19 protein-coding genes are annotated in these 23,748 nt (G+C 70.5%); 7 read left to right on the forward strand and 12 right to left on the reverse strand.

All coding sequences use genetic code 11. The features are described from left to right. Positions 1 to 84: 84 nt before the first annotated feature. Together FBY41_RS18955 and hrpA are read right to left on the reverse strand one after the other, a co-directional pair. Positions 85 to 1,014 (reverse strand): PAC2 family protein, encoded by a 930-nt coding sequence (locus FBY41_RS18955; protein WP_141845929.1) that lies wholly within the window; start codon positions 1,012 to 1,014, stop codon positions 85 to 87. 96 nt (positions 1,015 to 1,110) lie between these two features. Further along, positions 1,111 to 5,082, reverse strand: coding sequence for an ATP-dependent RNA helicase HrpA (gene hrpA, locus FBY41_RS18960; protein WP_141845931.1), 3,972 nt, complete (start codon positions 5,080 to 5,082; stop codon positions 1,111 to 1,113). A gap of 181 nt (positions 5,083 to 5,263) precedes the next feature. On the opposite strand from hrpA, the gene FBY41_RS18965 reads away from it, so the two are divergent. Beyond that, the gene (locus FBY41_RS18965; protein WP_141845932.1) at positions 5,264 to 6,052 is read left to right on the forward strand and encodes a hypothetical protein; all 789 of its coding nucleotides are present in this window, start codon (positions 5,264 to 5,266) and stop codon (positions 6,050 to 6,052) included. Positions 6,053 to 6,085: 33 nt separating this feature from the next. On the opposite strand, the gene FBY41_RS18970 is transcribed toward FBY41_RS18965, so the two are convergent. Genes FBY41_RS18970 through FBY41_RS18980 form a run of 3 tightly spaced genes read right to left on the reverse strand, consistent with a single transcriptional unit; the run spans position 6,086 to position 8,252 of the window. Continuing rightward, complete coding sequence (locus FBY41_RS18970; RefSeq protein ID WP_141845934.1) at positions 6,086 to 7,333, reverse strand: lipid II:glycine glycyltransferase FemX; 1,248 nt, start codon at positions 7,331 to 7,333, stop codon at positions 6,086 to 6,088. A 24-nt stretch (positions 7,334 to 7,357) separates the two neighbouring features. Then, complete coding sequence (locus FBY41_RS18975; RefSeq protein WP_185749153.1) at positions 7,358 to 7,897, reverse strand: hypothetical protein; 540 nt, start codon at positions 7,895 to 7,897, stop codon at positions 7,358 to 7,360. After that, a complete protein-coding gene (locus tag FBY41_RS18980) occupies positions 7,890 to 8,252 on the reverse strand; it encodes a hypothetical protein (RefSeq protein ID WP_141845936.1) in 363 nt (120 codons plus the stop codon). The genes FBY41_RS18975 and FBY41_RS18980 overlap by 8 nt, the downstream gene beginning before the upstream one ends. Before the next feature lie 136 nt (positions 8,253 to 8,388). Between FBY41_RS18980 and FBY41_RS18985 the strand changes: the two genes are divergently transcribed. After that, on the forward strand, positions 8,389 to 9,834 hold the full coding sequence (locus tag FBY41_RS18985) for an ADP-ribosylglycohydrolase family protein (RefSeq protein ID WP_141845938.1): 1,446 nt from the start codon (positions 8,389 to 8,391) through the stop codon (positions 9,832 to 9,834). A gap of 125 nt (positions 9,835 to 9,959) precedes the next feature. Next, on the forward strand, positions 9,960 to 10,430 hold the full coding sequence (locus FBY41_RS18990; RefSeq protein WP_141845940.1) for a hypothetical protein: 471 nt from the start codon (positions 9,960 to 9,962) through the stop codon (positions 10,428 to 10,430). On the opposite strand, the gene FBY41_RS18995 is transcribed toward FBY41_RS18990, so the two are convergent. After that, positions 10,427 to 13,825, reverse strand: coding sequence for a TM0106 family RecB-like putative nuclease (locus tag FBY41_RS18995; RefSeq protein ID WP_141845942.1), 3,399 nt, complete (start codon positions 13,823 to 13,825; stop codon positions 10,427 to 10,429). The two genes, FBY41_RS18990 and FBY41_RS18995, sit on opposite strands and share 4 nt — an antisense overlap. A gap of 73 nt (positions 13,826 to 13,898) precedes the next feature. On the opposite strand from FBY41_RS18995, the gene FBY41_RS19000 reads away from it, so the two are divergent. Next, entirely contained in the window at positions 13,899 to 14,579 is a 681-nt protein-coding gene (locus FBY41_RS19000; protein WP_141845944.1) for a VOC family protein, read from the forward strand. Between the two features lie 114 nt (positions 14,580 to 14,693). On the opposite strand, the gene FBY41_RS19005 is transcribed toward FBY41_RS19000, so the two are convergent. The 3 genes from FBY41_RS19005 to FBY41_RS19015 all read right to left on the reverse strand — a co-directional run bounded on the left by FBY41_RS19005 (position 14,694) and on the right by FBY41_RS19015 (position 17,462). Then, positions 14,694 to 15,272, reverse strand: coding sequence for a DoxX family protein (locus FBY41_RS19005; protein ID WP_221629211.1), 579 nt, complete (start codon positions 15,270 to 15,272; stop codon positions 14,694 to 14,696). A gap of 222 nt (positions 15,273 to 15,494) precedes the next feature. Then, complete coding sequence (locus FBY41_RS19010) at positions 15,495 to 16,061, reverse strand: DoxX family protein (protein WP_221629346.1); 567 nt, start codon at positions 16,059 to 16,061, stop codon at positions 15,495 to 15,497. A gap of 138 nt (positions 16,062 to 16,199) precedes the next feature. Continuing rightward, positions 16,200 to 17,462 (reverse strand): McrC family protein, encoded by a 1,263-nt coding sequence (locus FBY41_RS19015; protein WP_141845946.1) that lies wholly within the window; start codon positions 17,460 to 17,462, stop codon positions 16,200 to 16,202. A 159-nt stretch (positions 17,463 to 17,621) separates the two neighbouring features. On the opposite strand from FBY41_RS19015, the gene FBY41_RS19020 reads away from it, so the two are divergent. Continuing rightward, positions 17,622 to 18,104: a hypothetical protein gene (locus tag FBY41_RS19020; RefSeq protein ID WP_141845948.1), complete on the forward strand. Its 483-nt coding sequence runs from the start codon at positions 17,622 to 17,624 to the stop codon at positions 18,102 to 18,104. A gap of 125 nt (positions 18,105 to 18,229) precedes the next feature. Here FBY41_RS19020 and FBY41_RS23675 read toward each other — a convergent pair whose 3' ends face one another. After that, entirely contained in the window at positions 18,230 to 21,040 is a 2,811-nt protein-coding gene (locus FBY41_RS23675; RefSeq protein ID WP_221629347.1) for an McrB family protein, read from the reverse strand. A 516-nt stretch (positions 21,041 to 21,556) separates the two neighbouring features. Between FBY41_RS23675 and FBY41_RS19030 the strand changes: the two genes are divergently transcribed. Both FBY41_RS19030 and FBY41_RS19035 read left to right on the forward strand, forming a co-directional pair. Further along, positions 21,557 to 21,985 carry a DUF6318 family protein gene (locus FBY41_RS19030; protein WP_141845950.1) on the forward strand — a complete coding sequence of 143 codons (429 nt, stop codon included), beginning with the start codon at positions 21,557 to 21,559 and terminating at the stop codon, positions 21,983 to 21,985. 455 nt (positions 21,986 to 22,440) lie between these two features. After that, complete coding sequence (locus FBY41_RS19035; RefSeq protein ID WP_141845952.1) at positions 22,441 to 22,893, forward strand: hypothetical protein; 453 nt, start codon at positions 22,441 to 22,443, stop codon at positions 22,891 to 22,893. A 22-nt stretch (positions 22,894 to 22,915) separates the two neighbouring features. Here FBY41_RS19035 and FBY41_RS23525 read toward each other — a convergent pair whose 3' ends face one another. Together FBY41_RS23525 and FBY41_RS19040 are read right to left on the reverse strand one after the other, a co-directional pair. Then, on the reverse strand, positions 22,916 to 23,089 hold the full coding sequence (locus FBY41_RS23525; RefSeq protein ID WP_185749154.1) for a hypothetical protein: 174 nt from the start codon (positions 23,087 to 23,089) through the stop codon (positions 22,916 to 22,918). A gap of 156 nt (positions 23,090 to 23,245) precedes the next feature. Next, entirely contained in the window at positions 23,246 to 23,725 is a 480-nt protein-coding gene (locus FBY41_RS19040) for a hypothetical protein (RefSeq protein ID WP_141845954.1), read from the reverse strand. Positions 23,726 to 23,748 lie beyond the last annotated feature (23 nt).

Genomic DNA, 23,748 nt, shown 5'->3' on the forward strand with positions numbered 1-23,748 from the left:
CCGACGCAACGAGTGCCCACTTTCCGCGTCGGAAAGTGGGCACTCGACGTGCTGGGGGCGCAGCGCCCCGGGCTGAGAGGGCCGCTACGACTGGTCGTCGTCCTCGGTGACGTCCTTGAGGAAGGCCTCGAACTCCGCACCGATCTCGTCGGCGGTCGGCAGGTCGGACAGGTCCGTGGCCAGGAGGTTGCGCTGCTGACGGCCCTCGAGGAAGGTGTCGTACTGCTGCTCGAGGGCATGCACGACAGCCGTGATCTCGTCGGACTCCTCCATCTGCCGGGTGATCTCGGCCCGGTTGAGCCCCGCCGTCGCGACGAGGGCGCTGATGTCGAGGTCGAGCCCCGTGGCGGCCCGCACCCGCTCGAGCCCGACGACGGCAGCATCGCCGAACTCCGTCTGGCCGAGGTAGTGCGGCACGTGGACGGCGAAGCCGATGGCGTCGTGGCCTGCCTCGCCGAGCCGCAGCTCGAGCAGCGACGAGAAGCTGGCCGGCACCTGGACGGTGCCGAACGCCGGGTCGTTGCCGGAGATGAGGCGCGGGTTGGTGCCGTGCGCGGTCACGCCGAGCGGGCGCGTGTGCGGCACGGCCATGGGGATGCCGTGGATGCTGACGGTGAGGCCCACGCCGAAGGCGCGCACGAGCTGCGTCGTCGCCTCGACCATGCGCGCCCACTGGTAGTCGGGCTCGGGCCCGACGAGGAGCAGGAAGGGCACGCCCTCCTTGTCGACGACGCGGTGCAGCAGCAGGCTCGGGTCGTCGTAGCTGCTCCAGTGGTCGCGGTCGAAGACCATGACGGGCCGGCGGCCTCGGTAGTCGAGGAGCTGGTCGACGTCGAAGGAGGCGATGACGCGCGACTCGTGCGCCTCGAGCAGGTGGTCCGCCATGAGGCGCTGGGTGTTGCCGGCGTCGATGAATCCGCCGAGGGCGACGATGAGCACCGAGGCCTGCAGCTCCTGCAGCATGCTCGGTGAGGTGTCGCTCTCGAACTGGAAGAGCTCGGTCGGGTCCTGCACGGGTCTGGCCTTTCGTCGTCCGGGATCGTCTCGTGCAACGCTCCGCCCGTTCCCAAGATTCCCACGTCCACGGTTGCAGCGGGCCGTGTCAGCAGGTCAGGCGCGCACCTTGGCGATCGCCTTGAGCACCCGCTGCGGCGAGACGCTGTATGCCGTCCCGATCGTCTGCGCGAAGAGCGAGACCCGCAGCTCCTCGATCATCCAGCCGATCTCGGCGACCTCGGCCGCGCCCCGCTGCGCGGGACGCAGCGAGTCGAGCAGGTCGGCATACCGGCCCTCGACGAGGTCGACCTGCTCGAGTGCCACGGTGTCGCGGGCGAGGTTGGCCGGCCCCTTGTCGAGGCGGTGGGCGATCGCCCGGAGGTAGCGGTCGAGGTCGGGCAGGCGGCGCAGACCTGTGTCCGCGACGAAGCCAGGACGCACGAGCTCGCGCAGCTGGGCCCGCACGTCGGCGAGCATCGGGCGGATCGCCGGGCTGCTCGAGCGGTCGAGGTCGGCGAGCCGGTTGGTGAGGGCGAGGTCCTTTGCGAGGATCGGCTCGACGAGGCCGACCACCTGGACCACCTTCGCCGTCGTGTGCGTGCGCACCGCTGACAGCGCCCACTCGAAGTCCTCGCGGGTGCGCACGGCGTGGTCGCCACCCGAGCTCCGGTCGGTGACGGCGTCGTCGCGGATCGCGTCGATGGCTGCCGCGAGGCAGTCGTCGAGCAGGGCGGGGACGCTCCCGTGCGGGTTGTGGCCGAGAGCCAGCTTCTGGGCGTTCGTGAGGCGCGAGAGGATCTGCTTCCACGGCGGCGTGATGCCGAGCAGGAGCAGCCGTCGCACACCGAGGCGGTGCTCGGCGTCGGCCTCGGCCCGCGTCGGCAGGACGCGGAGGTCGACACCCGACCCCGTGTCGACGAGCGCGGGGTAGCCCTGGACGCCCTCGGAGCTCTCGAACGTCTCGGGCACCCCGTCGTCGGGGAAGGCCGTGAGACCGGCCCGCTCGACGCGGGCCCCGGCGCGGCTCACCTGTCGCCGCAGCTGTGGCGCGGCCGCCTCCCGGACCGCCTCGAGGTCCTTGCCCGTCGCGACCGGCTGCCCGTTCGGCCCGTCGACGCTGAAGGTGACCAACAGGTGCGGCGGCACCCGCTCGACCTCGAAGTCCGCCGGCGAGACGGGCGCGCCGGCCTTGCGCTGCAGGACGGCGGCCAGGGCAGGCAGCAGCGGCCCGCTCGTCGGGTCGAGCTCGGGCAGCACGGCGCGGGCGTGGTCGGGTGCCGGCACGAGGTTGCGGCGAATCCCCTTGGGCAGTGAGCGGATCAGAGCCGTCACGAGCTCCTCACGGAAGCCGGGCACCTGCCAGTCGAAGCCCTCCGGCGTCACCTGGTTGAGCCGGTCGACCGGGATGTGCACCGTCACGCCGTCCTGCGCCGACCCGGGCTCGAACTGGTAGGTGACGGGCAGGACGTTCTCGCCCTGCGTCCAGGTCGTCGGATGGTCCTCGTCGGCGATGCTCCCCGTGCTCTCGCGCAGCAGCAGCTCCTCGGTGAAGGTCAGCAGCTCTGGGGTCTGCCGTCGAGCCTTCTTCCACCACGTGTCGAAGTGCCGGCCCGACACGACGTCGGCCGGAATCCGCTTGTCGTAGAAGGCGATCAGTGTGCTGTCGTCGACGACGATGTCGCGGCGGCGCGTGCGCGCCTCGAGCTCGCCGAGGCGCTCGACGAGGGCGGCGTTGTCGCGCAGGAAGGCGTGCTCGGTGTGCCAGTCACCCTCGACGAGGGCGTGCCGGATGAAGAGGTCGCGAGCCAGCTCTGGGTCGATGCGTCCGAGCCCGACGACCCGCCCGACGACGAGGGGCACCCCGTAGAGGGTGACCCGCTCGGTCGCCACGGCCGAGCCGCGCTTGCCCGACCAGCGCGGCTCGGAGTACTGCCGCTTCACAAGGTGCTCGCCGAGCTGCTCAGCCCACACGGGGTCGATGCGCGCGTTGACCCGCGCCCACAGGCGGCTGGTCTCGACGAGCTCCTCGGCCATGACGAACTGCGGTTGCTTGCGAAAGAGCGCGGACCCGGGACTGATGCCGAAGCGCGTGCCCCGCGCACCGGCATACTCCCGCTTCTGCTCGTCGCGGACACCCACGTGCGAGAGGAGCCCGGCGAGCAGCGACTGGTGGATCGCGTCCGCGTCGACCTCGCCCTCCCCGACCTTGACGGTGCCGCGGCTGACGTCGAGGCCCGCCTGCTTCGCCGCCTGCCTCACCTGGCCGTGGAGGTCCTGCCACTCGCGGATGCGCAGGTAGTGGAGGAACTCGGCCTTGCACATCCGGCGGAACGCGCTGCTGCTCAGCTCCGCCTGCTGCTCCTTGAGGTAGGCCCAGAGGTTCAGCCACGTGAGGAAGTCGCTCGTCTCGTCGGCGAAGCGCTTGTGCGCGGCGTTCGCGAGCTCCTGCTTGTCCTGCGGCCGCTCGCGCGGGTCCTGGATCGACAGCGCAGAGACGATGACGAGCACCTCGCGCAGCACGCCGCGCTTGTCCGCCTCGATGACCATGCGGGCGTGCCGCGGGTCGATGGGCAGCAGCGCGATCGTCCGGCCGTATGCCGTGAGGCGGCGTCCCGCACGGCGCTGCCCTCGTCCGCTGGGCGGGGTCTCCTCCTCGGGCGCGAAGGCCTGCAGCTCCTCGAGGAGCCGCACCCCGTCGGCGATCTGACGCGAGTCCGGTGGGTCGACGAAGGGGAAGCGGGCGATGTCGCCGAGGCCGAGACTCGTCATCTGGAGGATGACCGAGGCGAGGTTGGTGCGCAGGATCTCGGGGTCGGTGAACTCCGGGCGGCTGTCGTAGTCGTCCTCGGAGTAGAGCCGGATGGCGATGCCGTCGGAGACGCGGCCGCAGCGGCCGCTGCGCTGGTTGGCGGACGCCTGGCTCACCGGCTCGATGGGCAGGCGCTGCACCTTGGTGCGCTGGCTGTAGCGGCTGATGCGGGCCGTGCCGGTGTCGATGACGTAGCGGATGCCGGGGACCGTGAGCGAGGTCTCCGCGACGTTGGTGGCAAGGACGATCCGGCGTCCGGTGTGCGACGAGAACACCCTGTGCTGCTCGGCCGCAGACAGCCGGCCGTAGAGCGGGACCACCTCGGTCACCGGCAGCTTCATCCCGTTCAGGGCATCGGCAGCGTCACGGATCTCGCGCTCACCGGAGAAGAAGACGAGGATGTCGCTGCTCGTGCCCGAGTGCCGCTCGGTCCACAGCTCCTCGACGGCCTCGCACACGCCGGTCACCATGTCGCGCTCCTCCGCCTCCGGGCGGTCGGGGTCGACGAGCGGGCGGTAGCGGATCTCGACGGGGAAGGTGCGGCCCGAGACCTCGATGATCGGGGCGGGGTGTCCCGTGGCCGGATCGGCGAAGTGCTCGGCGAAGCGCTGCGGGTCGATCGTCGCCGAGGTGATGATGACCTTGAGGTCGGGGCGGCGCGGCAGGAGCTGCTTGAGGTAGCCGAGGATGAAGTCGATGTTGAGGCTGCGCTCGTGCGCCTCGTCGATGATGATCGTGTCGTAGCGGCGCAGCTCGCGGTCCCGCTGCATCTCGGCGAGCAGGATGCCGTCGGTCATGACCTTGACGAGGGTGTCGCGGCTGCTCTGGTCGGTGAAGCGCACCTGGTAGCCGACGGCCGTGCCGAGCTCGACCGCGAGCTCCTCGGAGAGCCGCTCGGCGACGGCGCGGGCCGCGATGCGCCGCGGCTGGGTGTGCCCGATGACGGCGTCGAGCCCGCGACCGAGCTCGAGGCAGATCTTCGGGATCTGGGTCGTCTTGCCCGAGCCGGTCTCACCGGCGATGACGACGACCTGGTGGTCGCGGATCGCCGCGGCGATGTCGTCGCGGCGCTCGACGACGGGCAGGTGCTCGGGGTAGGTGATGGGCGGCACCGTCGCCGCGCGGGCGGCCCTGCGGGCGGCCCGCTGGTCGGCGGTGGGCTCGGCCCGCCTTCGCTGCTGGCGCGGTGGGGTGCCGGGCGCACCGGCCGCGGGGCGTCTGCCGCGCGAGCGACGACCGCCCCCGCGGGCGCGGGAGGTCGAGGTCTCGTCGGGCATGCCCGTCAGGATATGTGGGCGGCGCAGCGCCGGTCGCGGGGGTTTGGGCCCGGGGTCTGCACGGACCGCTCGACGGGTGGAACCGATACGCTCCGCGATCGCTCAGAGCGGGGTCGCGACGCCGCGCCCGTCGACGACGACGGTGGTTGGATGGGCGCACCGCACGGACTCAGGGGGACATGTGAACGACGCCACGTCGCGGCCCGAGCTGCCCGACCCGCAGCACGACCGGCACGTCGCCTTCCCGGACCTGACTCCCGCCGCACCCGCCGAGTCGCCCAGCGAGGGACCGGTCGACGCACCGTCGACCCCTGCGCCCGGTCCGCCGCCCGACGCCTGGGCCGACCACGCCTCACCCGCGGGTCCTCCCCCCTCGACCGGCTGGCAGCCCGACCCGACGGTCCGCCGCACCCCACCCACGAGGCCGGAGCCCGTCACGCGAGGCCGGCGTCCGGCATGGCTCCCGTATGCCGCCGTCATCGGGATCTTCATGGTGATGGGAAACTCCGGCGGCCACGACGTGGTGGTCGACGCCGGTAGCGGTTCCTCCGAGCAGGTGTGGGGTGGCTCGTCAGACCCGTGGGGTGAGCAGGCGCCGGACCCGTCGATGGCGGGCTGGGTCACCACGGTCGAGGACCCGAGCCTCACCACCGACCCTCTCCCCCTCGACTCCCCCGTCTCGCCGGTCCCCCCGGACACCACCATGCTCCGGGTCGAGGTCGTGTCCACCTCTGCGCAGGACGTCTCGTTGACGGTCTCCACATCGTCCGGGCTGCACGAGGAGAGCTCGGAGCGCACCCCGCTAGCGAGGGAGATCCACCTGGGGTCGGTGCCGAGCTCCGTCTCCGTCGCGGCATCGAGCACCGACGGGTCCGGTGACGTCCTGCAGTGCCGCGTCTATGCGGGCACGGACCTCGTTGCCATCCACACCATGGACACCGGGTCGGTCAGCTGCGAGCTCACGTGGTGAGGGTGCCTCGATGGTCTCGAGGCGCCCTCGCCATCAGATGTCAGCGCCATCCTCCGCGGCGCGAGATGCCTTGCGGCGCTTGTTGATCGCGATCCGCGCGGCCATCGCCTTCTCGAAGGCGAAGTGCCAGAAGCGGCTGATGACGAGCTCGCGCTCCCCGACCATCTCGACGACATCCGCACCGGCACCGAGCTTGAAGAGCAGCAGGCCGGTCAGCGGGCTCGTCGCGCCGAGCGAGGTGTTGAACCCCCGGAAGTCGTAGGCGTCGCACCCCGCCGCCACGGCGTCCTGCATGGCCTGCCACTGCAGCGCGTTGGAGGCCCGGGCGTCGCGGTTGCGCTCGGTGGAGCCGCCGTAGAGGTAGGAGAACGTGCGGCCGAAGCGGATCATCAGCGCCGACGCGAGCACGTCGCCGTCGACGTGGGCCTCGTAGAAGCACGCCTGGACGGGGCTGCCGGCGCCCTCGCTCATGAAGGAGCGCGCCATGAGGTCGAAGTAGGCCTTCGGTCGCGGCAGGAAGTTGTCGCGGTCGGCGGACTCGACATAGAGCTCGTAGAAGGTGTCGAGCCCCTCGGCGAGCGCGGTGCGCACCTCCACACCGGACTTCTCGGCCTTCTTGACGTTGCGGCGCCACTGCTGGTTCATCGACTTCAGCAGCTCGGGAACGGTCCGGCCGCGCAGATCGACGATGCAGAGCAGGCGCGGCTGGCCGACGGCCACCCCGTCGCCTCCGATCGACAGCCACTCGTTGGCGTCGAGCCAGACCTCCAGGCGTCTCGCCACGGCACTGTCCACGGCGCTCGGCATCGTGGTGAAGCTCAGCAGGCCGCCCTCGGCGACCTGCTTCTTCACCGGCTCCCGGTCCCAGATCCGTGACACCACCGGGAAGCCGAGACGGAGCGCGAAGGCGCCGTCATTCCTCGCCCAGGCGACGAGCGGGTCGAGCCAGGCAGCAGGATCGTCGGCGACGGCCGCCCACGGGAGGGCAGGACCCTCCGGCAGGTAGGCATAGGACCGCTTGAGGCGAGGGATGGCGCGCGAGAGCACGAGGCCGGCACCGACCCTGCGTCCGTCGGCGTCGAACCACCCGAGGTGCGTGCGCCGCCACCCCTGCTTGGCCCGCGCCCAGTTGGGCGTCTGCAGGAAGCTGCCACCCAGCTCGAGCAGCGTCTCGGTGGCCTCGTCGGCGGTCACGGGTCGCACCGTCAACGGGAGGCGGGCGGGCGTCGCCGACGGGTCCGTCGCTTCGCCGGCCCCCGGGGCCGGGGTCTGCTCAGTCATGGCCGCCACCCTATCGACGCGGGCTCAGGACTCCGACTCGGCCGCCGCCGCGGGTTCCCGTGAGGCCGCCTCGGACGCGCGGTTCGTCCGGTGGATCCACCACAGCCCGACGAGCGGCAGCACGAGCGGCACGTAGCCGTAGCCCTGGCCGAAGTGCGACCAGACGGTCTTGTCGGGGAAGGCCGACCGGGCGGCATACGAGATGGCGCCGACGACGAGCACGCCGACGAGCTCGACGGTGAGTGCGATGGTGGCGAGGCGCACGGAGGTGCGGTCGCCCCGCGCGAGGCCGATCGTCGCGACGATGTAGATGACGGCGGCGAGCGCCGAGAGCAGGTAGGGCACGGGGGCCCGGTCGAAGTACTCGGTGATCTGCAGGATGGAGCGGCCGGTCGCTGCGAGCGCCAGCAGCCCGTAGACGGCGACGAGGACACGACCGAAGCCGTGCCCGGTGTGCGGCGGTTGCTCGGTGGTCTGCTGCTCGGTGTTCGACTGCCCGGTGTTCGACTGCCCGGTGTTCGACTGCCCGGTGTTCGACTGCCCGGTGTCCGGCTGCTCAGCCATGGAGGCTCCAGACCTGCTGGAGACGGGCGACGAGGATGGCGACGACGACCGCGCCACCGAGCACCACCGCCATGGCCCACTGCGTCTTCTCCTTGATGGCGATGACGACGGTGACCGGGATGACGACGAGGACGGTGAAGAGGTAGGCGATGAACGTCGCCCGCTCCGCTCCGTCGGCGATCGCCGACGCATTGGCGAGACCGACGACCAGCTGCACGAGCAGCGCCACCTCGATGGCCGCGCCCGTGAGCACGATGGGGTCATCGACGAGACGGCGGCGCAGCAGGTGGTGGGCCGCCAGGATCGCGAGGAGGCCGGTCGCCACGAGGACGACCACGGTGAGCGGTTGGAGCACGCGGGAATCCTACGTCGTGGACCTGCGCGCCGGACGCTGCCTCGGACGGCCCGACCGCACGCGGTATTTTGCAGCGGGACGGTCGAGAGCCGCGCCGACCGCGCCACCAGACCGCAACGACCACGCAGGAGCCGCAGTGCCGATCCGCCCGATCACCGTCGACCGCGCAGCCGGGGTCCTGCTCGGTCAGGCGTGTGGCGACGCCCTCGGCGTCCCCTACGAGATGGCCGCTCCCCCCGTCGGCGAGGCGGTCATGAAGGGCGGCGGACTCGGGCCCTACGACCCCGGCGAGTGGAGCGATGACACGCAGATGACACTGTGCGTCGCCCAGGTCGCGGCGCAGGGCGGCGATCTCACCTCGCCGGACGCCCTCGACGACATCGCGGAGGCGTTCACGTCGTGGCTCGCCGGGGGTGCCACCGACATCGGCACGCAGACCCGGGCCGTGCTCACCGAAGCCCACGAGCTGCCCGGGCGCCCGCACGAACGGCTCACGCGGGCCAGCGAGCAGCTCCACGAGCGCACGGGCCGCACGGCCGGCAACGGCGCCCTGATGCGCACGTCTATCGTCGGGCTGGCGCGCGTCCACGACCGGCAGGCGACGGCCGATGCGGCGCGGGCGGTCGCGCAGCTCACCCATGCAGACCCGCTCGCCGGTGACTCGTCGGTGCTCTGGTCCGAGGCCATCCGCCTCGCCGTCACCGAAGGGCGCCTCGATCTCGCAGCCGGGCTCGATCTCGTCACTCCCGCGTATGCCGGCCGCTGGGGCGACTGGATCGAGGAGGCGACCGCGGCCGATCCGGGGCAGTTCCCCAACAACGGCTACACCGTCACCGCCCTGCAGGCCGCCTGGGCCGCGATCACCTCGACCGACCGCGGTGACGCGTCGGCCATGCACCTGCAGCGAGGCCTGCAGGCGGCCGTGCGGGCCGGGCACGACACCGACACGGTCGCGGCCATCGCCGGCTCGCTGCTCGGGGCCCGTTACGGCGCGTCGGCGGTGCCCACGCAGTGGCGCCGCATGGTCCACGGCTGGCCAGGCCTTCGCGCGCACGACCTCGTCGAGCTCGCCGTCTCGACCTCCCTCGGGGGCCGCCGGCACGGACAGTGGCCGTCAGTGCCCTCGATGAGCGATCCCGGGATCCCGATGCTCGGTCTGGCCCACCCGATCGACCCCGACATCGTGCTCGGCACCATGTCGGACCTGTCGCGCGTGCGAGAGCTCGGTGTGCACGCGGTGGTCTCCCTCTGCCCGCTCGGCCTGCACGACATCCCGGCCGATGGCATGAGCGCGCGCGACCACATCGAGTTCTGGATCAACGACGACGACGAGGAGGAGTCGAACCCCCACCTCGACTTCGTGCTCGACGACGTGTCGTCGGCGCTGCGCCAGTTCCGCGCCGAGGGCAAGCGGGTGCTCGTCCACTGCCGCCAGGGCGGTCAGCGCACTCCCGCCGTGGCGCTGCGGTATGCCGTCGACCTGGGCGTCGCTCCCGAGCTGGCCGAGCGCTCCATCCGTCAGGCGATGCCCCACATCCGCGGGGAGGGCCGGCTCTGGCACGTCGCCGCCCACGGCGCCTGACCGTCCCCGACCCGCGCACCACTCTCTCTGATTCGAGGTGATTCCGGGCCCCACCCCGGTCTCGGTATCACCTCCAACCGGGCGGGTGGGGCGGGTCGGTCGGGCGACGGACTAGCGTGCCCTCCATGAGTGAGACCGAGACGAGTCAGGTCGACCACCGTCGGCTGGGTGTCGACCTCTACAACGCGACGTGGGCCCTGCTCGACCGCGACGATCGAACGCCCGAGGAGGACGACGCGATGATCGCCGCCGCCCACGCCTCGATGCACCACTGGAGCCAGGCTGCGGACGTGCAGCCGGAGAACCTCGGCCGCGGGCACTGGCTCTGCTCACGGGTCCATGCCGTGATGGCCCAGCCCGACGCGGCGGCCTACCACGCTGACCGCTACGTCACCATCGCCGAGTCGCACCCCCTTGCGGACTGGGACCTCGCCGCGGCCTACGAGGCGTCGGCTCGAGCGTGCGCGGTGGCGGGCGACTGGGACGCCGCCGAGGACTTCGTCGCCCGTGCTCGCGCCGCGTGCGGGTCCATCGCCGCGGATGAGGACCGCGAGGTCATCGAGAAGGATCTCGAGACGGTGCCGCACCGCCCCTAGACCGTCTGGACCGTCTTCGCCTCGTCGACGTAGCGGCACAGTGCGTTGACCGCGCGGAGGTCGTCGGGCGTGTGCACCTCGGCGTCGAGCAGCAGTGGGCTGCCGACGATGACGGCGAGCGCCTTCGCCCGTGAGACGGCGACGTTGAGGCGGTGGAGGTCGTAGAGGAAGCCGACGCCCCGTGGCGCGAGAGCCGCGCTCGTGCTGCCCATCGTGTAGATGACGACCGCTCCCTGCTGGCCCTGGAACTTGTCGACGGTGCCGACCCGCGCACCGATTGGAAGGGCCTCGCGCAGCGCAGCTACGTGCGCGTTGTAGGGGGCGACGACGAGGATGTCTGCGAGCGTCATCGGGGCCGTGGCTCCAGACGCATCGGTCCACTGCCCCTGCAGCATGTCGACGACGAGGTCGCGGACGACCTCGGCCTCCTCGGTGCTCGACTGGTCGCAGAGCACGGTGTGCTCGACCGGGACCCAGCGCAACCCGTCGCCCGACAGCGACCCCGGAGCATCGATCGACAGGTGCTCGCGACCGGCTGCCGACTCGAGGCGGCCCTCGTAGGCGAGCTCCGAGACGAAGACGGTGAGGCTCGGGTGCATGCGGTAGGTGGAGTCGAGGAAGACACCACGGTCGGCGGGGATGACGTCGTGGACGACCTCGTGCCCGTTCTCTACCGTGACGCGCAGGTGGTCGAGGGCCGAGACGCCGGAGCCGTAGGGGTGGACTGCCTTGGTGGGCTGCGTCAGCTGCTGCGGATCGCCCAGCAGGACAAGGGATCTCGCGGCCGGTGCCACGGCGACGGCGTTAGCGAGCGAGAACTGCCCCGCCTCGTCGATGACGAGGACGTCGACGGAGTCGACCATGTCCTCACGCGACCAGAGCCAGGCCGTGCCTCCCACGAGCGTGGCTGCCCCGGAGGCGAGCGCTTCTGCGACAGCGGCGTTGTCGCTCGTGTGGCGGATGAGGGCGTTGGGGTCGTCCGGCTCGTCGCCGCCGTCCTCGACGTTGGTGCCGTCCTTGTGCCAGGCCGGCCGGGCCACCTCGTCGAGCAGGTTGAGCACGACGGCGTGCGACTGGGCGGTCACCCCGACGCGCAGGCCCTCGTCGAGCAGCTCGCGGATCAGTGCCGACCCGGCGAACGTCTTGCCGGTGCCCGGAGGCCCCTGGACGGCGAGCACCTCTCCGTCGAGGTGGCGCCCCACCCTCACCACGACGTCCTTCGGCGTCTCACCGGGGCGGGCCCGGAGCTCCGCCGCCGACGGGACGACCCGGTCGACGAGCCGCGTCGCCATGGAGCTGCCGCCGGAGAGACCAAGCTGCCCGGTGCGCGCGATGCTCTCGCGCAGGACCTGGTCCATGATCGGGCCCGGCTTGCCGAGGCCGCGGGGCATGGGCGGCTCCTTGGCTGCGCCCATCGAGACGGTGATCCAGCCGGCCTCCGCGTCGACGTCGAGGGCCTTGCCGACGGTCTCGTGCGTGTCGACGTCGGAGATGTACTGGCCGAGCGACGGTCGGCAGTCCTGGGGAGGGAAGGTGTACCGCCAGACGTTGGAGCGCTTCACCTTCTCGACGAGCTCCACGCCCGTGAGGCCACCGATGGCGATCGGGTCCTCGACGAGCTCACCGGTCTCGAGCTCCCGGTAGCGGAAGTAGTCCCACCACTCGGGTCGCTTCTCGCGCCGGTGCCAACCGACGAGACCGGCGAGCAGCTCGTGGCCGCTGTCGACGAGCCGCTCGGCGAGCTCGATCTCGGCTCGCTCCGCCTCGCCGATCTCCTTGGGCTCCTGCGGTGTCGGCCGTGACAGCACGTGGCCGGCGGCCTCGAGATCGGCGCGACGGCTCTCGAGCCACTCGTGCAACGCAAGGGTCGAGCGGACGTCCTCCTCGTTGTAGCGACGGATGTCGTCGAGGATCGACTGGTCGGGATCACCGTCGTCGCGGCCGGCGAGCCAGCGTTCGTACTCGACCACCGACGAGAGACCGTCGGCCACGCCCTCGCCGTCGCTCGATCTCGCGTGGCCCCAGTAGAACTCCTCGAGCTTCTTGATCGAGTAGGAGCCCTTGCTGATGCGCACGCCCTGGCGCACGACGGCGTAGAGGTCGATGAACACCTCGTGGCGCAGGAGCTGGTCGAGCTCCGCCTCTCGCGTGGCGTGCTGCCCGACGAGGCGCTTGAGCGCCGTCGTCTCGTAGGGCGCGTAGTGGTAGACGTGCATGCCGGGGAAGCGGGTCCAGCGCTCGGTGAGCCAGTCGAGAAGTTCTGTCGTCAGGCGCCCCTCCTGCGCGAAGTCGTGGGCCCAGAACTCGACGAACTCGCCCTGCCGGGTCCAGATGCCGGCGAGGTACTCGCGGCCAGCACCACCCTCGGCCCACGGGTCGCCCTCGAAGTCGAGGTAGACGTCGCCCTCGTGCGGCTCGGGCAGCAGGGCCAGTCCTCGTGGAACGCGTCGCTCCGTCCCATCGTGCTGATGGATGATCGAGAACGGCTCCAGCAGCTCGAACCGGGGAGCACCGGTCTCGCGCTCGGCGAGCTGGAGTCGGGCCTGCTGGAGCAGCCGGCGGCGCGTGGCCACCGACAGCGCGCCGGCGAGCTGGTCGTCATCGGACTCAGCCAGCGCGCGCAGGGTCGGGATACCGAGGTCGATGAGCGCCGCCCGGTGGTCCGGTCGCATGCCGGCCACCTGGATGAGGTCGTCACGGTCGAGCCACTCCTGCGCGCAGCGCTCCTTCCATCGGCACTGGCCACAGTGCTGGACCCGCGCCGACTCCGTCGCGCGCGGACTCGCGATCGCGTCGAGCAGATCGGCCCGACGCCGCCTCGCGTAGGGCGCGACGTCGACGAGTCGCCACGGGTGCTGCTCCTGGTCTCCCGTGACGACGGTCAGCCACTGCGGCGGCACGCCTTGGAGCGTCTCGAGGCGGGCGGCATACGTGGCCATCTGGAGAAGGGCGGGGACCTTGAGGCGGCGCGCGAGCTTGGTGTCGGCGATGTCGTAGCGCCAGGGGCCGAAGAGGCTGCGCTCGCCCGCGGGGAGGTCGACGCGCAGGAGGAAGTCGGCGAGCCCGACCCAGTGACCGTCGTAGAAGGTCGCTTGGTAGACCACGTCGACGCCGCGGCGCATCGCGTCAACCGTCGCAGCCTCGGCAGCGCCACCCTTGAGCCCGAGCGCCGCGATGTCCTCGACGTGACGGCCCTCGGAGCGCAGCCGAACGAGGTAGTCGCGCTCGTGCGCCAGCCCCTTGGTGAAGACGAGGTTGAGCGAGTCGTCGACGCCCGTGGCCCGGGCGTGCCCGGCGTCGAGGGCCTCGAGGTCGAGCGTCGTGATGTGCGCGCAGGCCACGTGCTTGGTCAGGTCGGTCGGACTGAGCACGAGGTGGCCGTCGATGCGCTGCATGCCAGCGAGTATGCCGTCCGGCTCCGACAGTGACCGCGGCACGACCGCGGCACGACCGCGCTACCGTCGGGCCATGCCCCTCGCGACGTACAAGGACCTGTGCATCGACGCCTCCGACGCCCACGCGCTCGCCGGCTTCTGGTCGGGGGTGCTCGGGCTCGACGCCCACCTGCACGACGACGGCGACGCCAGCTTGCGTCGCGGGGGCGACGTGCTCGTGTGGATCAACGAGGTGAGCGAGCCCAAGACCGTCAAGAACCGCCTCCACCTCGATGTGCGCGCCGAGTCGCTCGATGCGGCCTTGGCGGCGGGAGCGCACGTGGTCGACGAGCAGCCCCGCTGGACCGTGCTGGGAGACCCCGACGGCCAGGAGTTCTGCGTCTTCGTGCGCGATGCCCCTGTCGACGACCCCTTCTACGAGCTCGTGTGGGACGTCACGGGCGATGTCGCGGAAGCCCACCGCGTCGCGCAGTGGTGGGCGGCGGTCCTCGGCGGGAGAGTCGTGCGTGAGGAGGGATGGAGCAGCGTCGAGGACATCGACGGCGCGCCCTTCGAGTCGATCGTCTTCCAGCCGGTGCCCGAGGACAAGACAGCCAAGAACCGCATCCACATCGACGTCGTCACCGACGACCTCGGCGCGCTCGTGTCAGAGGGCGCGATGCCGTTGCGCGAGAAGGGCGACGACGGCATCGGCTGGACCGTGATGGTCGACCCTGCCGGCAACGAGTTCTGCGCCTTCACCCCCGAGAGCTGACGAGGACTCGCTCCTGGCATGCAGGGAGCGAGGCGGTCCAGAGGACCGCCTCGCTTGCGGGGTGCTCTTCCCCGCGAGGCGACCGGGTCAGGGACGGCCCGGCCACCGGCCCGCTCACCTCAGGAAGCCGTTACCGACATGGCGGCCCCACCACTTGCCGAGACCCCAGGTGTCTCCGGCGAGGGTCGTGGCCACGACGGCGATGCCGAGGGCCTCGATCCAGTGGCTGTCGGTGAGCGGGTTGGTCATGCCCTCGGCGCCGAGGGGGAACTCGGCCAGGTACATCAGGGCCAGCAGCAGGCCGCCGGTCCAGGCGGCGATCTTCAGGCCGGCGCCGGCGAGCAGGGCCACGCCGATGCCGAGGAGGCCGGCCATGAAGAGCCAGTCGGCCCAGGTGCCGGCGATGTTGTTGAAGAAGGAGCCGAAGGGGCCTTCGGCGTTCTTCATGAAGCCCTGGGCGGGGGTGCCGCCGTTGATCCAGGCGCGGGCGGACGGGGTGGCGTAGCCGAGGCCGAACATCTTGTCGATGAAGGCCCAGAAGAAGGTGAAGCCCAGCACGATGCGCAGGCCGGCGAGGAACTTGCGGGCGATGCTCGAGCGGACGACCTCCTCCTGGAAGGTGACGACGCCCTTGGCGGGGTCGTGCAGGTCGGCGCTGGCGGTGGTGCCTGGGCGGTTGTCGTGGGTGGTCATGGTGATCAACTCCAGAACTCGGGTGGTTCCGGCAGCTACTCTGTCGGTACTACACAGCGTAGTAGTGGGTGGGTGAGGGGCGCGACCCGTCCGGGTGTGATCTGGCAGTCATTCACCCGGCCACGCGGCGCAGCTGGCTGCTGGCGGCGCCAACATGGCACATCCCCGGGCTGTCGGAGCCCGGGGATGTGCGGTCTGTGTGATGTGCGGTGAGCTCGGACCTCAGCGCAGGATGCCGTTGCCGACGATGCGGCCCCACCACCTGCCGAGACCCCAGGTGTCGCCGGAGTAGGTCGCGGCGCACACGGCGATGCCGAGCGCCTCGATCCAGTGGCTGTCGACGAGCGGGTTGGTCATGCCCTCCTGACCGAGCGGGAACTCGGCGAGGTACATCATGAGCAGCAGCAGCGCTCCCGTCCAGGCTGCGAGCTTGAGGCCCGCACCGGCGAGCAGCGCCACACCGATCCCGAGCAGCCCCAGCATGAAGAGCCAGTCGGCCCAAGGGCCGGCAATGCTCTTGAAGAGGCCGGCGAACGGACCCTCGGCGTTCTTCATGAAGCCCTGGGCGGGGGTGCCGCCGTTGACCCAGGCGCGCGCACTCGGCGTGGCGTAGCCGAGGCCGAAGAGCTTGTCGAGGAAGGGCCAGAAGAAGGTGAAGCCGAGGACGAGCCGGAGGCCCGCGAGGAGCCTGCGCGCCCACACGGAGCGGACGACGTCCTCCTGGTAGATGACACCGTCGGCAGCAGAGCTGCCGACGGGTTCGGCGACGTCTCGATGGGTCGTGCTCATGCGATCAACTCCAGAACTCGAAGGCGTTCCGGCAGATCCCTGTCGGTACTCACCAATGTAGAACCGGAGGTCACTCGCTGTCACGGATCAAACCCGTTGAGCCACGTAGGTATTCATGCGCCAGCAGGCGGCCGGCGTTCAGCGACGAGCCCGGACGAGGACGGGAACCTCGAATTCCGTTGGCGTGTCGGCGAGTTCACGCACGAGATCGGCCAGCCCGTCGAGCGAACGGCACACGGCGGCATACGACCCGTCGAGACGGATCGGACGGCACAGGATGCGCGTGCCCGCGTTGCGGATGACGATCTCGGACTCCGGCGACCGGTCGCTGTTGCAGTGCACGAGCAGTCCGGTCGACTGGCCCATCGCCGTCGTGTAGGCGATGAGCTCGAGGTAGTCGCGGGACGCGAGGTATCCGTCGGCACCGACGGAGTACTTCGCGTCACCGACGAGCACGACTTCGCTCCCCCGCCGCACGACGAGGTCGGGAGCCATCGTGACCGCGCGACCCTCGTCGAGCCACACGTCCTCGTCACCGTCGATGCGCAGGTCCGGGGCGAGACGCAGGTCGAGCTCCTGGACGATCCAGCGCCGGAAGAGGTCGTCCATGTCGACCATGAGGCTGTTGGCCTGCTGGTCACCGGCCTCGTGGCTGAGCGACATCGCCTGCAGGACAAGCCTCGAGAGCCGCATCGCGTCCTCGTAGTGCTCGTTGAGACGCGTCACGGCGACCGGGGTCGTGTGCTTCGTGGCCGGGGTGTCGGAGACGCCCTCGAACCGGCCCATGACGCGAAGCGCCTCGCGGCGCACCTGGGGCGCGAGCTGCGGCCACGAGAGCATGGCCTGGAGGGTGCAGCGGAAGAGCTGGTTCTCGACGATGTCAGCCGTGAACTCGTCGTAGCGGCACTGGGGCTCGGCAGCCGCCCACGGACGGCGAGCGAACTCCTCGACGATGAGCCGGCCTCGGATCGTGCGCATCCGCTCGTCGCGGGCGACATAGCCGTGGACGAGCCCGCGCATCGTGGCGCTGTCGATGAGCCGGATCGCGAAGTAGGCCACCCCGTCGATGAGCTCGTCGGTGTCGCTCCACGTGACGTGCTCGTGCTCGAAGGCCTCGGGGGACACGCCGGCACCGAGCATCGCGAAGAAGTTGGTGACCGAGACGCGCGGCATGACCCGCACCACGAGGCCGGGCACGGCAAGTGCGCCGACCCAGCTCGTCGCGCCGATCGTGACGACGTCGGGGTCGGCGGTGGCGTGGATGACGAGGCGCTCTCCCGCCGCCGCGACGAGCGCGGCACGGGTGTCACGAGGAAGACGCACGGGCCCCGAGCGGCCGTGCTCGGGGATGGCGGGAAGCTCGATGGTGGACGGGGGCGTGGTGCTCGTGGCAGGTGGCATCGACGGCGATCCGGCAGGGGTGGAGGGACGGGGTCGAGCATAGCCCGGCCCGGGGCGCAACCCCTGTCAACTAGAGTGGCGCGTGGCACCACCTGGTGCTGATGACTACTTCTCGGGGGCAACACCATGAATGACGATCCGTCACGCCCACCTTCGGGCGTGTCCCGCCGGTCGGTCGCCAAGGGCATCGCCTGGTCCGTGCCGGCGGTCGCCGTCGCCTCGGCGGCGCCGGCCCTGGCAGCCTCGGGCGCCGCACCGGTGCCGACCTTCATCTCGGCCTGCAAGTACCCGGGCAACAGCTGCAGCACGCGCCCGAAGGGCTACTCGCTCTACTTCCAGATCGCGAACCCGACCTCGAAGACGATCTACGTCTACACGGTCAGCATCGCCAACCTCAGCGGCTCGGCGCTGTCGTTCCAGTTCTCCGTGCCACCGGTGCCCATCACCGTGCCGGCCAATGGCAGCGTCTCGACGGAGTTCGTCGCCTCGTCGGGTAACAGTGCCCAGCAAGGGTTCTCGGCCGACATCACCATCACGTGGGGGCACAACCCGACGCCTCCCGACCCGGACAACCACCCGGCGATCACCACGCGGGTGAATGTGGTCGACACGCCGCCGAACTGCCCGCCCTGTCCCGACTGACGGGGAGGGGCTTCGCCCACCGCCCAGTCGACCAGACGCCCAGGACGGGTGGGCCGGCAGGCCGCCCCCCTTCGGTGCCACCCTTACGGCGTGAGGCCTCCTGCGTGACGCCTCCTGTGTGACGCCTACGGGCGAGCAAGGTCGATCTGGCCGTAACGGGATCGCACGTTCTCCCAACGGAACTGGGCGAGCTCATGCTCCCGCCCGTAGAGCTGGTCCTCGATGAACGGGTAGACGTTGTAGTCCCAGATGCGGCGCAACGTCGCCTCGTCGTCGTCGAGTCCGGGGCGCATGAAATACGAGTGCCCGATCTGCAGGTGCGGACCGCGCAGCGCGCGCCTCAGGTCCTCGTTCACCCGGTCGACGAGGTCGGCGACCCACACCGGTCCGTCGTGCGCCTCGAGCCACCGGCGCAGCAGGCCCTGCATCGGCCCGTCGTGGGGCATGAAGGGCACGAAGTCGAACCGTCGGCGCAGCGCCGCATCGACGAGCGCGATCGAGCGGTCGGCCGTGTTCATCGTGCCGATGAAGTAGAGGTTCGGGGGCAGCTCGAAGCCCTCGTCGGGGCGGTAGGACGTCTTCACCGAGTGCGACCGGTACTCGAGCAGGAAGAGCAGCTCACCGAAGACCCGCGGGAGGTTCGCGCGGTTGATCTCGTCGATGATCATGATGTGCGGCGTCAGGGGGTCGGCCTCGGCCGCCTCGGCCAGCAGCGCGAGGGGACCCTTGCGCAGCTCGTAGACCATCTGGCCCTGGTGGTCGATCTGCGGGCGGAAGCCCTCGAAGAAGTCCTCGTAGCTGCTGCTCGGGTGGAACTGGACGATGTCGCGCTTCGCCGGGTCCGGTTGGAGGGCCGAGGCGAACCTCTGTGCCAGGTAGGTCTTTCCGGTGCCGGGGGGCCCGTAGAAGATGACCTGCTTCTTCTCCTCGAGCAAGCCCTTGATCTCGCGGAGGAAGGACTCCTCGATGAGCAGGTCGGCCGCAGCGTCGCCGAGGGCGTCCTTGTCGGGCGTGAGCGCCTTGTCGGAGCGCCGCATGAGCCAGTGGGCGAGCTGCCCCTGGCCCCAGGGGTCGTCGGGCAGCAGCGGGTCGAGGGTCTGGCGCAGCAGGGCGTTCGTCTCGACGTGCATGCGGCCGCGCGACTTGCCCTCCGTCCAGCGGGCCGGGCCGCCGAGGCGCGCCAGCATCGCCACCTTGCCGGAGTCGCCGCCGAGCGAGAAGAGCGGCAGCCAGTGCTCGGGGTGGGCGATCGCGAAGAGCTTGAGCACGACCGTCTCACCGAAGCCCTGCACCGGCACGTCGTCGGTCGACAGAACGCGGTTGATGCGCTCCTCGTCGCGCCCCTCACCCCAGAGCAGCTCGCGCACCGTGTTGCGCAGCTGCTCGATGCCGCTGGCGTCGAGCGCGTTGATGGAGCTGATGAGCACGGACTGGGCGCCGATGTCGCCGTAGCCTCGGGTCGAGACGATGCGCTTGAAGGTCGGCAGGTCGAAGTCCTCGAGACCCTCGCGCGAGAGGCACGCGGCGAAGACCCGGCGCTGCTCCTGGTGCCAGGCGTCGCGCTCGGTCGGATAGGGCCGCTCGGTGCGGAAGATCTCGACCTCGGCACCAAGATCGACCATCGAGGCGAGCTCGAGCGAGGGGTCGTCACCGCGCTGGCTCGAGCTCATGAAGCGCAGCAGGGGCGTCAGCGCGCGTGCCGTGGAGATGATGTCGTCGGCGAAATCAGCTCTGCCGAGGGCCTCCTCGTCCTTCCACCAGCGACCGACGAAGGTCTCGCCACTGGGGTACTCGCGCCCCGCCGGCTCGAGCCGGTCGGCGCGGCCGTCCTCGTGGACGCGGAAGAAGGTCAGTCCCCGCGGCAGGTGCTCCTGCACGAGGGCACCCACCTCGCGGTGCTGCTGCTCGCTCTCACCCTCCCAGCCACCGTGCAGCCCGAACGCCACCCCCGAGGGCGTCACCCAGAGCCGGAAGCCGGGAGCGCCCGCGCCGCCGACGAGGATCCACGCGGCATACAGGTCGGAGCGGTAGGCGCTCTCCTCGCCCGCGTGCTGCTGCAGCGCGAGAGTGGGGGCCTCGAGGTACAGGCCGGTCTCGGTCGAGAGGCGCTCGATGAGGCTGTCGCTGATGTGGTCGGCCTCGCCGCGCAGCTGACGGGCGAGGTCGGCGGCGCGCTCCTCCTGCGCCGGCTTCGCGTAGCCGGAGGAAGGGCGGAACTCCGACGCGAGCTCGGCCGCCTCGACACAGACGTCGAGCACCTTGGGGGCGATCCCGACGAAACCCTCGGTCTCCTTGAAGTGCCAGAGGATCCTGGCGGCATACCGCGGGTCGTCGGGGCGCAGGGCGTGGCAGAGGTCGGCGAAGGCGACGTAGCGCTCGGCGTGGCTGAGACCGCGCTCGAGCCAGCCGAGCCGCTGGAGCATGTGGGGGGCGTTCTCCCACATCAGCGGCCAGTGGCCGGCATCGTCGGTCGACCAGAAGAGGGAGAGCACGTATGCCGTGTGGCCGGGTGCCGGGGCACGCTGGCCGCGCGAGCCGCCCCGGGCGAGGAAGGCGTCGACCGACTGGAGCTTGTCGGCGGCGTCCTGGGGCGACGCCGGGGTCTGGAGAGTCGCCTTGAGCAGGTCGACGACCTCGGCGTACTCCTCCTCCGCCCGCCGCACGAGGGCCGCGAGCCAGGGGCTGCCGATGGTGCCGAAGCCGACATAGGGCCCGTCCTTGCGCGCCCAGTGGTTCATCGCCTCCTTGAAGGCGAGCAGGTCGCTGCTCGCGACGAGGTCGGCGAGGATCTCGCGCAGCTCGCCGTTGCGGGCGGCGCGCTCGGAGTCGAGCTCAGCGAAGAGGGCCTGGGCGTCCTTGTCCGACTCTGCTGCACGCTCGATGAGCGCATACTTCGCACGCCAACGCTTGACGTCGACGCTGTCGCTGCGGGTCATGGGGCTCCCTTGCACACGCCACTGTCTCGGGCGTTCTCAGTTGCTGCGCGTGTGGAGGCCGCGCAGGACCGGCCCAAAGGTTACCTGCCAGTCGTCCATGCTCCGAACTCGGGCGTTGGGGCGCTGCGTGGCTGTGGACGGGTTCCGGGGCGGGTCTGAGCCTGTGGACAGCGGCGGAGGCTCGGGGTGCGACTGCGTCAAGATCATGAGACCGTGCGGAACGAATCGGGACGCACCATCACCGAAGCACCAACACGCAGGCCAGCACCGACACCGAGTCATGCCGAACGGCTCAGAGATCTGCACGAGGGGATGCCGATGACCTCCGCCGACCGTGGTTTCGTCCCGAAGGGGCGAGCACGACGAGTCCTCCCGTATGTCGCCAGCGTCGTAGCGCTGCTCGTGGCCGCCGGGTGCACGTCCGGGTCGGCTCAAAGCCCGCCCACGAGCGCGGCGCTCACGACGACGTCGACCAGCGCCACGACGACACCGACGACAGCGACGCCCACCCCGTCGGTGGATCCGGTCATCGCCAAGATCCCCGCCGCCGCCCGCCCCGAGACGATCGAGGGCGCCGCTGCCTTCTCCAAGTTCTACTTCGACACGCTCAATGAAGCGTTCCGCAAGGCAGATCCATCGGTGTTGAAAGGGCTCTCAAGTCCTTCCTGCGCGATGTGCAACTCTCTGGCCGAGGGCGTGTCGGAAGTGCGCGCGGCCGGAAACCATTACGGAGGCGATCTGGCGCAGATCAACTATGCGACTGCGAGCGAATTCACCCCGTCCTCACGAAAAGTACTGGTAAGTCTTGATCAATTGAGTGTGCCGATCGTCAACTCCGCAGGCAAGACCGTTGACAAGACCCGGGCAGCAAGCTTGTCCTTCGTCGCCACATTGACGTTCGACAAGCGTTGGATCGTCGCCCGCCTTCAGAAAGCAACATCGTGACATTGCGTCGGCGATGGACACCTGCCATTGGCATGAGCCTCGCTGTGTTGAGTCTTGGGGTCCCGGTCGCGCGGGCCAGCGGAGGCTGCACGCAACTTGACGTCTGTGAGACGGACCAGGTGGTGGTCACTGCCGGCCTGCTCAGTCGTAGCGAAGTGCTCGCCTTAGAGAAATTCCCGGCGGACTCCGGGGGTGCGCTCGTTGACGAAAGGTCGCCAGACGCGCCGAGGTATGAGTACCGGTCTCTGAATGACTGCGCACCGGCCCGTCCGGACACACCGACGGAGCAGGTGTCGTGCGCGCATGCGTTGAGAGACTGCCCGGAAGGTGAAGTGGGCCCGCTTCTGCGCATCTGGCGCAGGACGTTGGAGGGAGACGCGGTCACGGAACCGTGGAGCATCCGTGGTCTGACCTGTGCGGCTGATGTGGCTCCGGGGGCGCGGCCGACGTTGTCGATGGCTGACATCAAGGCCCAGTTCATGCGCACGCCGTGGGCGAAGCCGCAGATCTCGAGCCAGCCGGCGGGCAACACGACTCTCGTCAACCTCACGACGTTCTACAAGGTGAGCTGGGCTCCCGCCGGCTTTGCGCCCGGAGAGGTCGACCGGTCCGTTCTCCGGGGCATCCCGGTCCGCATCCGACCGAAGCTCATCGGCTTCACCTACGTCTTCGGCGACGGCACGAGCTATGGACCCACCCCCTCGACCGGGGGCGTCTATCCCGACGGCGACGTCAAGCACGTCTACCGGGCCAAGGGCGAGTTCCCGGTCCGCGTCGACACGACGTTCGGCGCCGACTTCAGCCTCGACGGGGCGGCCTGGGACGAGATCCCGTCGACCGTGACCGTGCCCGGGCCAGCGACAACGGTCACGGTGCGAGAAGCCAAGGGCGTGCTCGTCAGCCGTTGACGAGCACGCAGCCTCCGCGCGGCTAGGACTCCTCCGGCCCGTCGGCGACGAGGGCGTCCTCGTCCTGGGCGTTCCGGTCCCACCGGGACGACGGGGCATCGTCGGGCACCACACGCGTCGCCTCGCCGCCGAAGCCCTCCGTCAAGCCCTCGCCGTTGCCGGCGTCCGGGTTCGAGCCCATTCCCGAGTCCGCCACGTCATCCCGTTTCGCGACCATGAGTGCCTCCCGTGTCCTCATCGACGCCGACCGGCGCCAGATCCAGCGACGCTACCCCCGCCGCTCCAGCGGCGGGGGTAGCGCGGGGTGGGACAGACGGGAGCCACCCGGTGACACGTTCAGCCCTTGCCAGCCTCAGGCTGCGACCGAACCATCGGCCGGGAAGGCCGTCACGCCGGTGGGAGCCGCGATGGCCACCCCGAGCAGCCGCACCCCAGCAACGCTGCACGCGCCCTCGAAGGCGGCCCGCAGGTCGCGGTCACGCGGCGTGGGCTCCGGACGCCCAGGCCGCGCGATGGCCATGACGACGTCGTGCACCCCCTCACCGGCAGCCTCGGTGAACAGGCGCGTCAGGCCGCTCTGCACGCGCACCACGTCGACCGTGTGCGGCTCGTCGGGCAGGCAGATCGGCTGCATGAGCCGGCCCCCCTCGTGGCACAGCAGGACGTATGTCGACCCCTCGCACCGGGCCTGGTCGGTGACGATGAGGTCGATGACGCCCTCGAAGACGTCGGGGTCGGTGATCGGTCGCTGGGCCCAGTCGGCGGGCAGGTCCTCGAAGCTCATGTCCTTGAGCATGCCGGGAGCCGGTGACAGTCGGTCGAAGATATCCACACGGTTATCGTGAGGACAGCCTG

This window comes from Humibacillus xanthopallidus, assembly GCF_006716675.1.
GTDB classification, from domain to species: Bacteria; Actinomycetota; Actinomycetes; order Actinomycetales; family Dermatophilaceae; genus Humibacillus; species Humibacillus xanthopallidus_B.

Bases quoted from the DNA above. Each gene is read 5' to 3' on its own strand.
- FBY41_RS19005 (WP_221629211.1), bottom strand. From the start codon at position 15,272: ATGACCACCCACGACAACCGCCCAGGCACCACCGCCAGCGCCGACCTG.
- FBY41_RS23675 (WP_221629347.1), bottom strand. From the start codon at position 21,040: ATGACCCGCAGCGACAGCGTCGACGTCAAGCGTTGGCGTGCGAAGTAT.
- FBY41_RS19000 (WP_141845944.1), top strand. From the start codon at position 13,899: ATGCCCCTCGCGACGTACAAGGACCTGTGCATCGACGCCTCCGACGCC.
- FBY41_RS18970 (WP_141845934.1), bottom strand. From the start codon at position 7,333: ATGACTGAGCAGACCCCGGCCCCGGGGGCCGGCGAAGCGACGGACCCG.
- FBY41_RS19035 (WP_141845952.1), top strand. From the start codon at position 22,441: ATGGCTGACATCAAGGCCCAGTTCATGCGCACGCCGTGGGCGAAGCCG.
- FBY41_RS18990 (WP_141845940.1), top strand. From the start codon at position 9,960: ATGAGTGAGACCGAGACGAGTCAGGTCGACCACCGTCGGCTGGGTGTC.
- FBY41_RS18995 (WP_141845942.1), bottom strand. From the start codon at position 13,825: ATGCAGCGCATCGACGGCCACCTCGTGCTCAGTCCGACCGACCTGACC.
- FBY41_RS18975 (WP_185749153.1), bottom strand. From the start codon at position 7,897: ATGGCTGAGCAGCCGGACACCGGGCAGTCGAACACCGGGCAGTCGAAC.
- hrpA (WP_141845931.1), bottom strand. From the start codon at position 5,082: ATGCCCGACGAGACCTCGACCTCCCGCGCCCGCGGGGGCGGTCGTCGC.
- FBY41_RS19015 (WP_141845946.1), bottom strand. From the start codon at position 17,462: ATGCCACCTGCCACGAGCACCACGCCCCCGTCCACCATCGAGCTTCCC.
- FBY41_RS19010 (WP_221629346.1), bottom strand. From the start codon at position 16,061: ATGAGCACGACCCATCGAGACGTCGCCGAACCCGTCGGCAGCTCTGCT.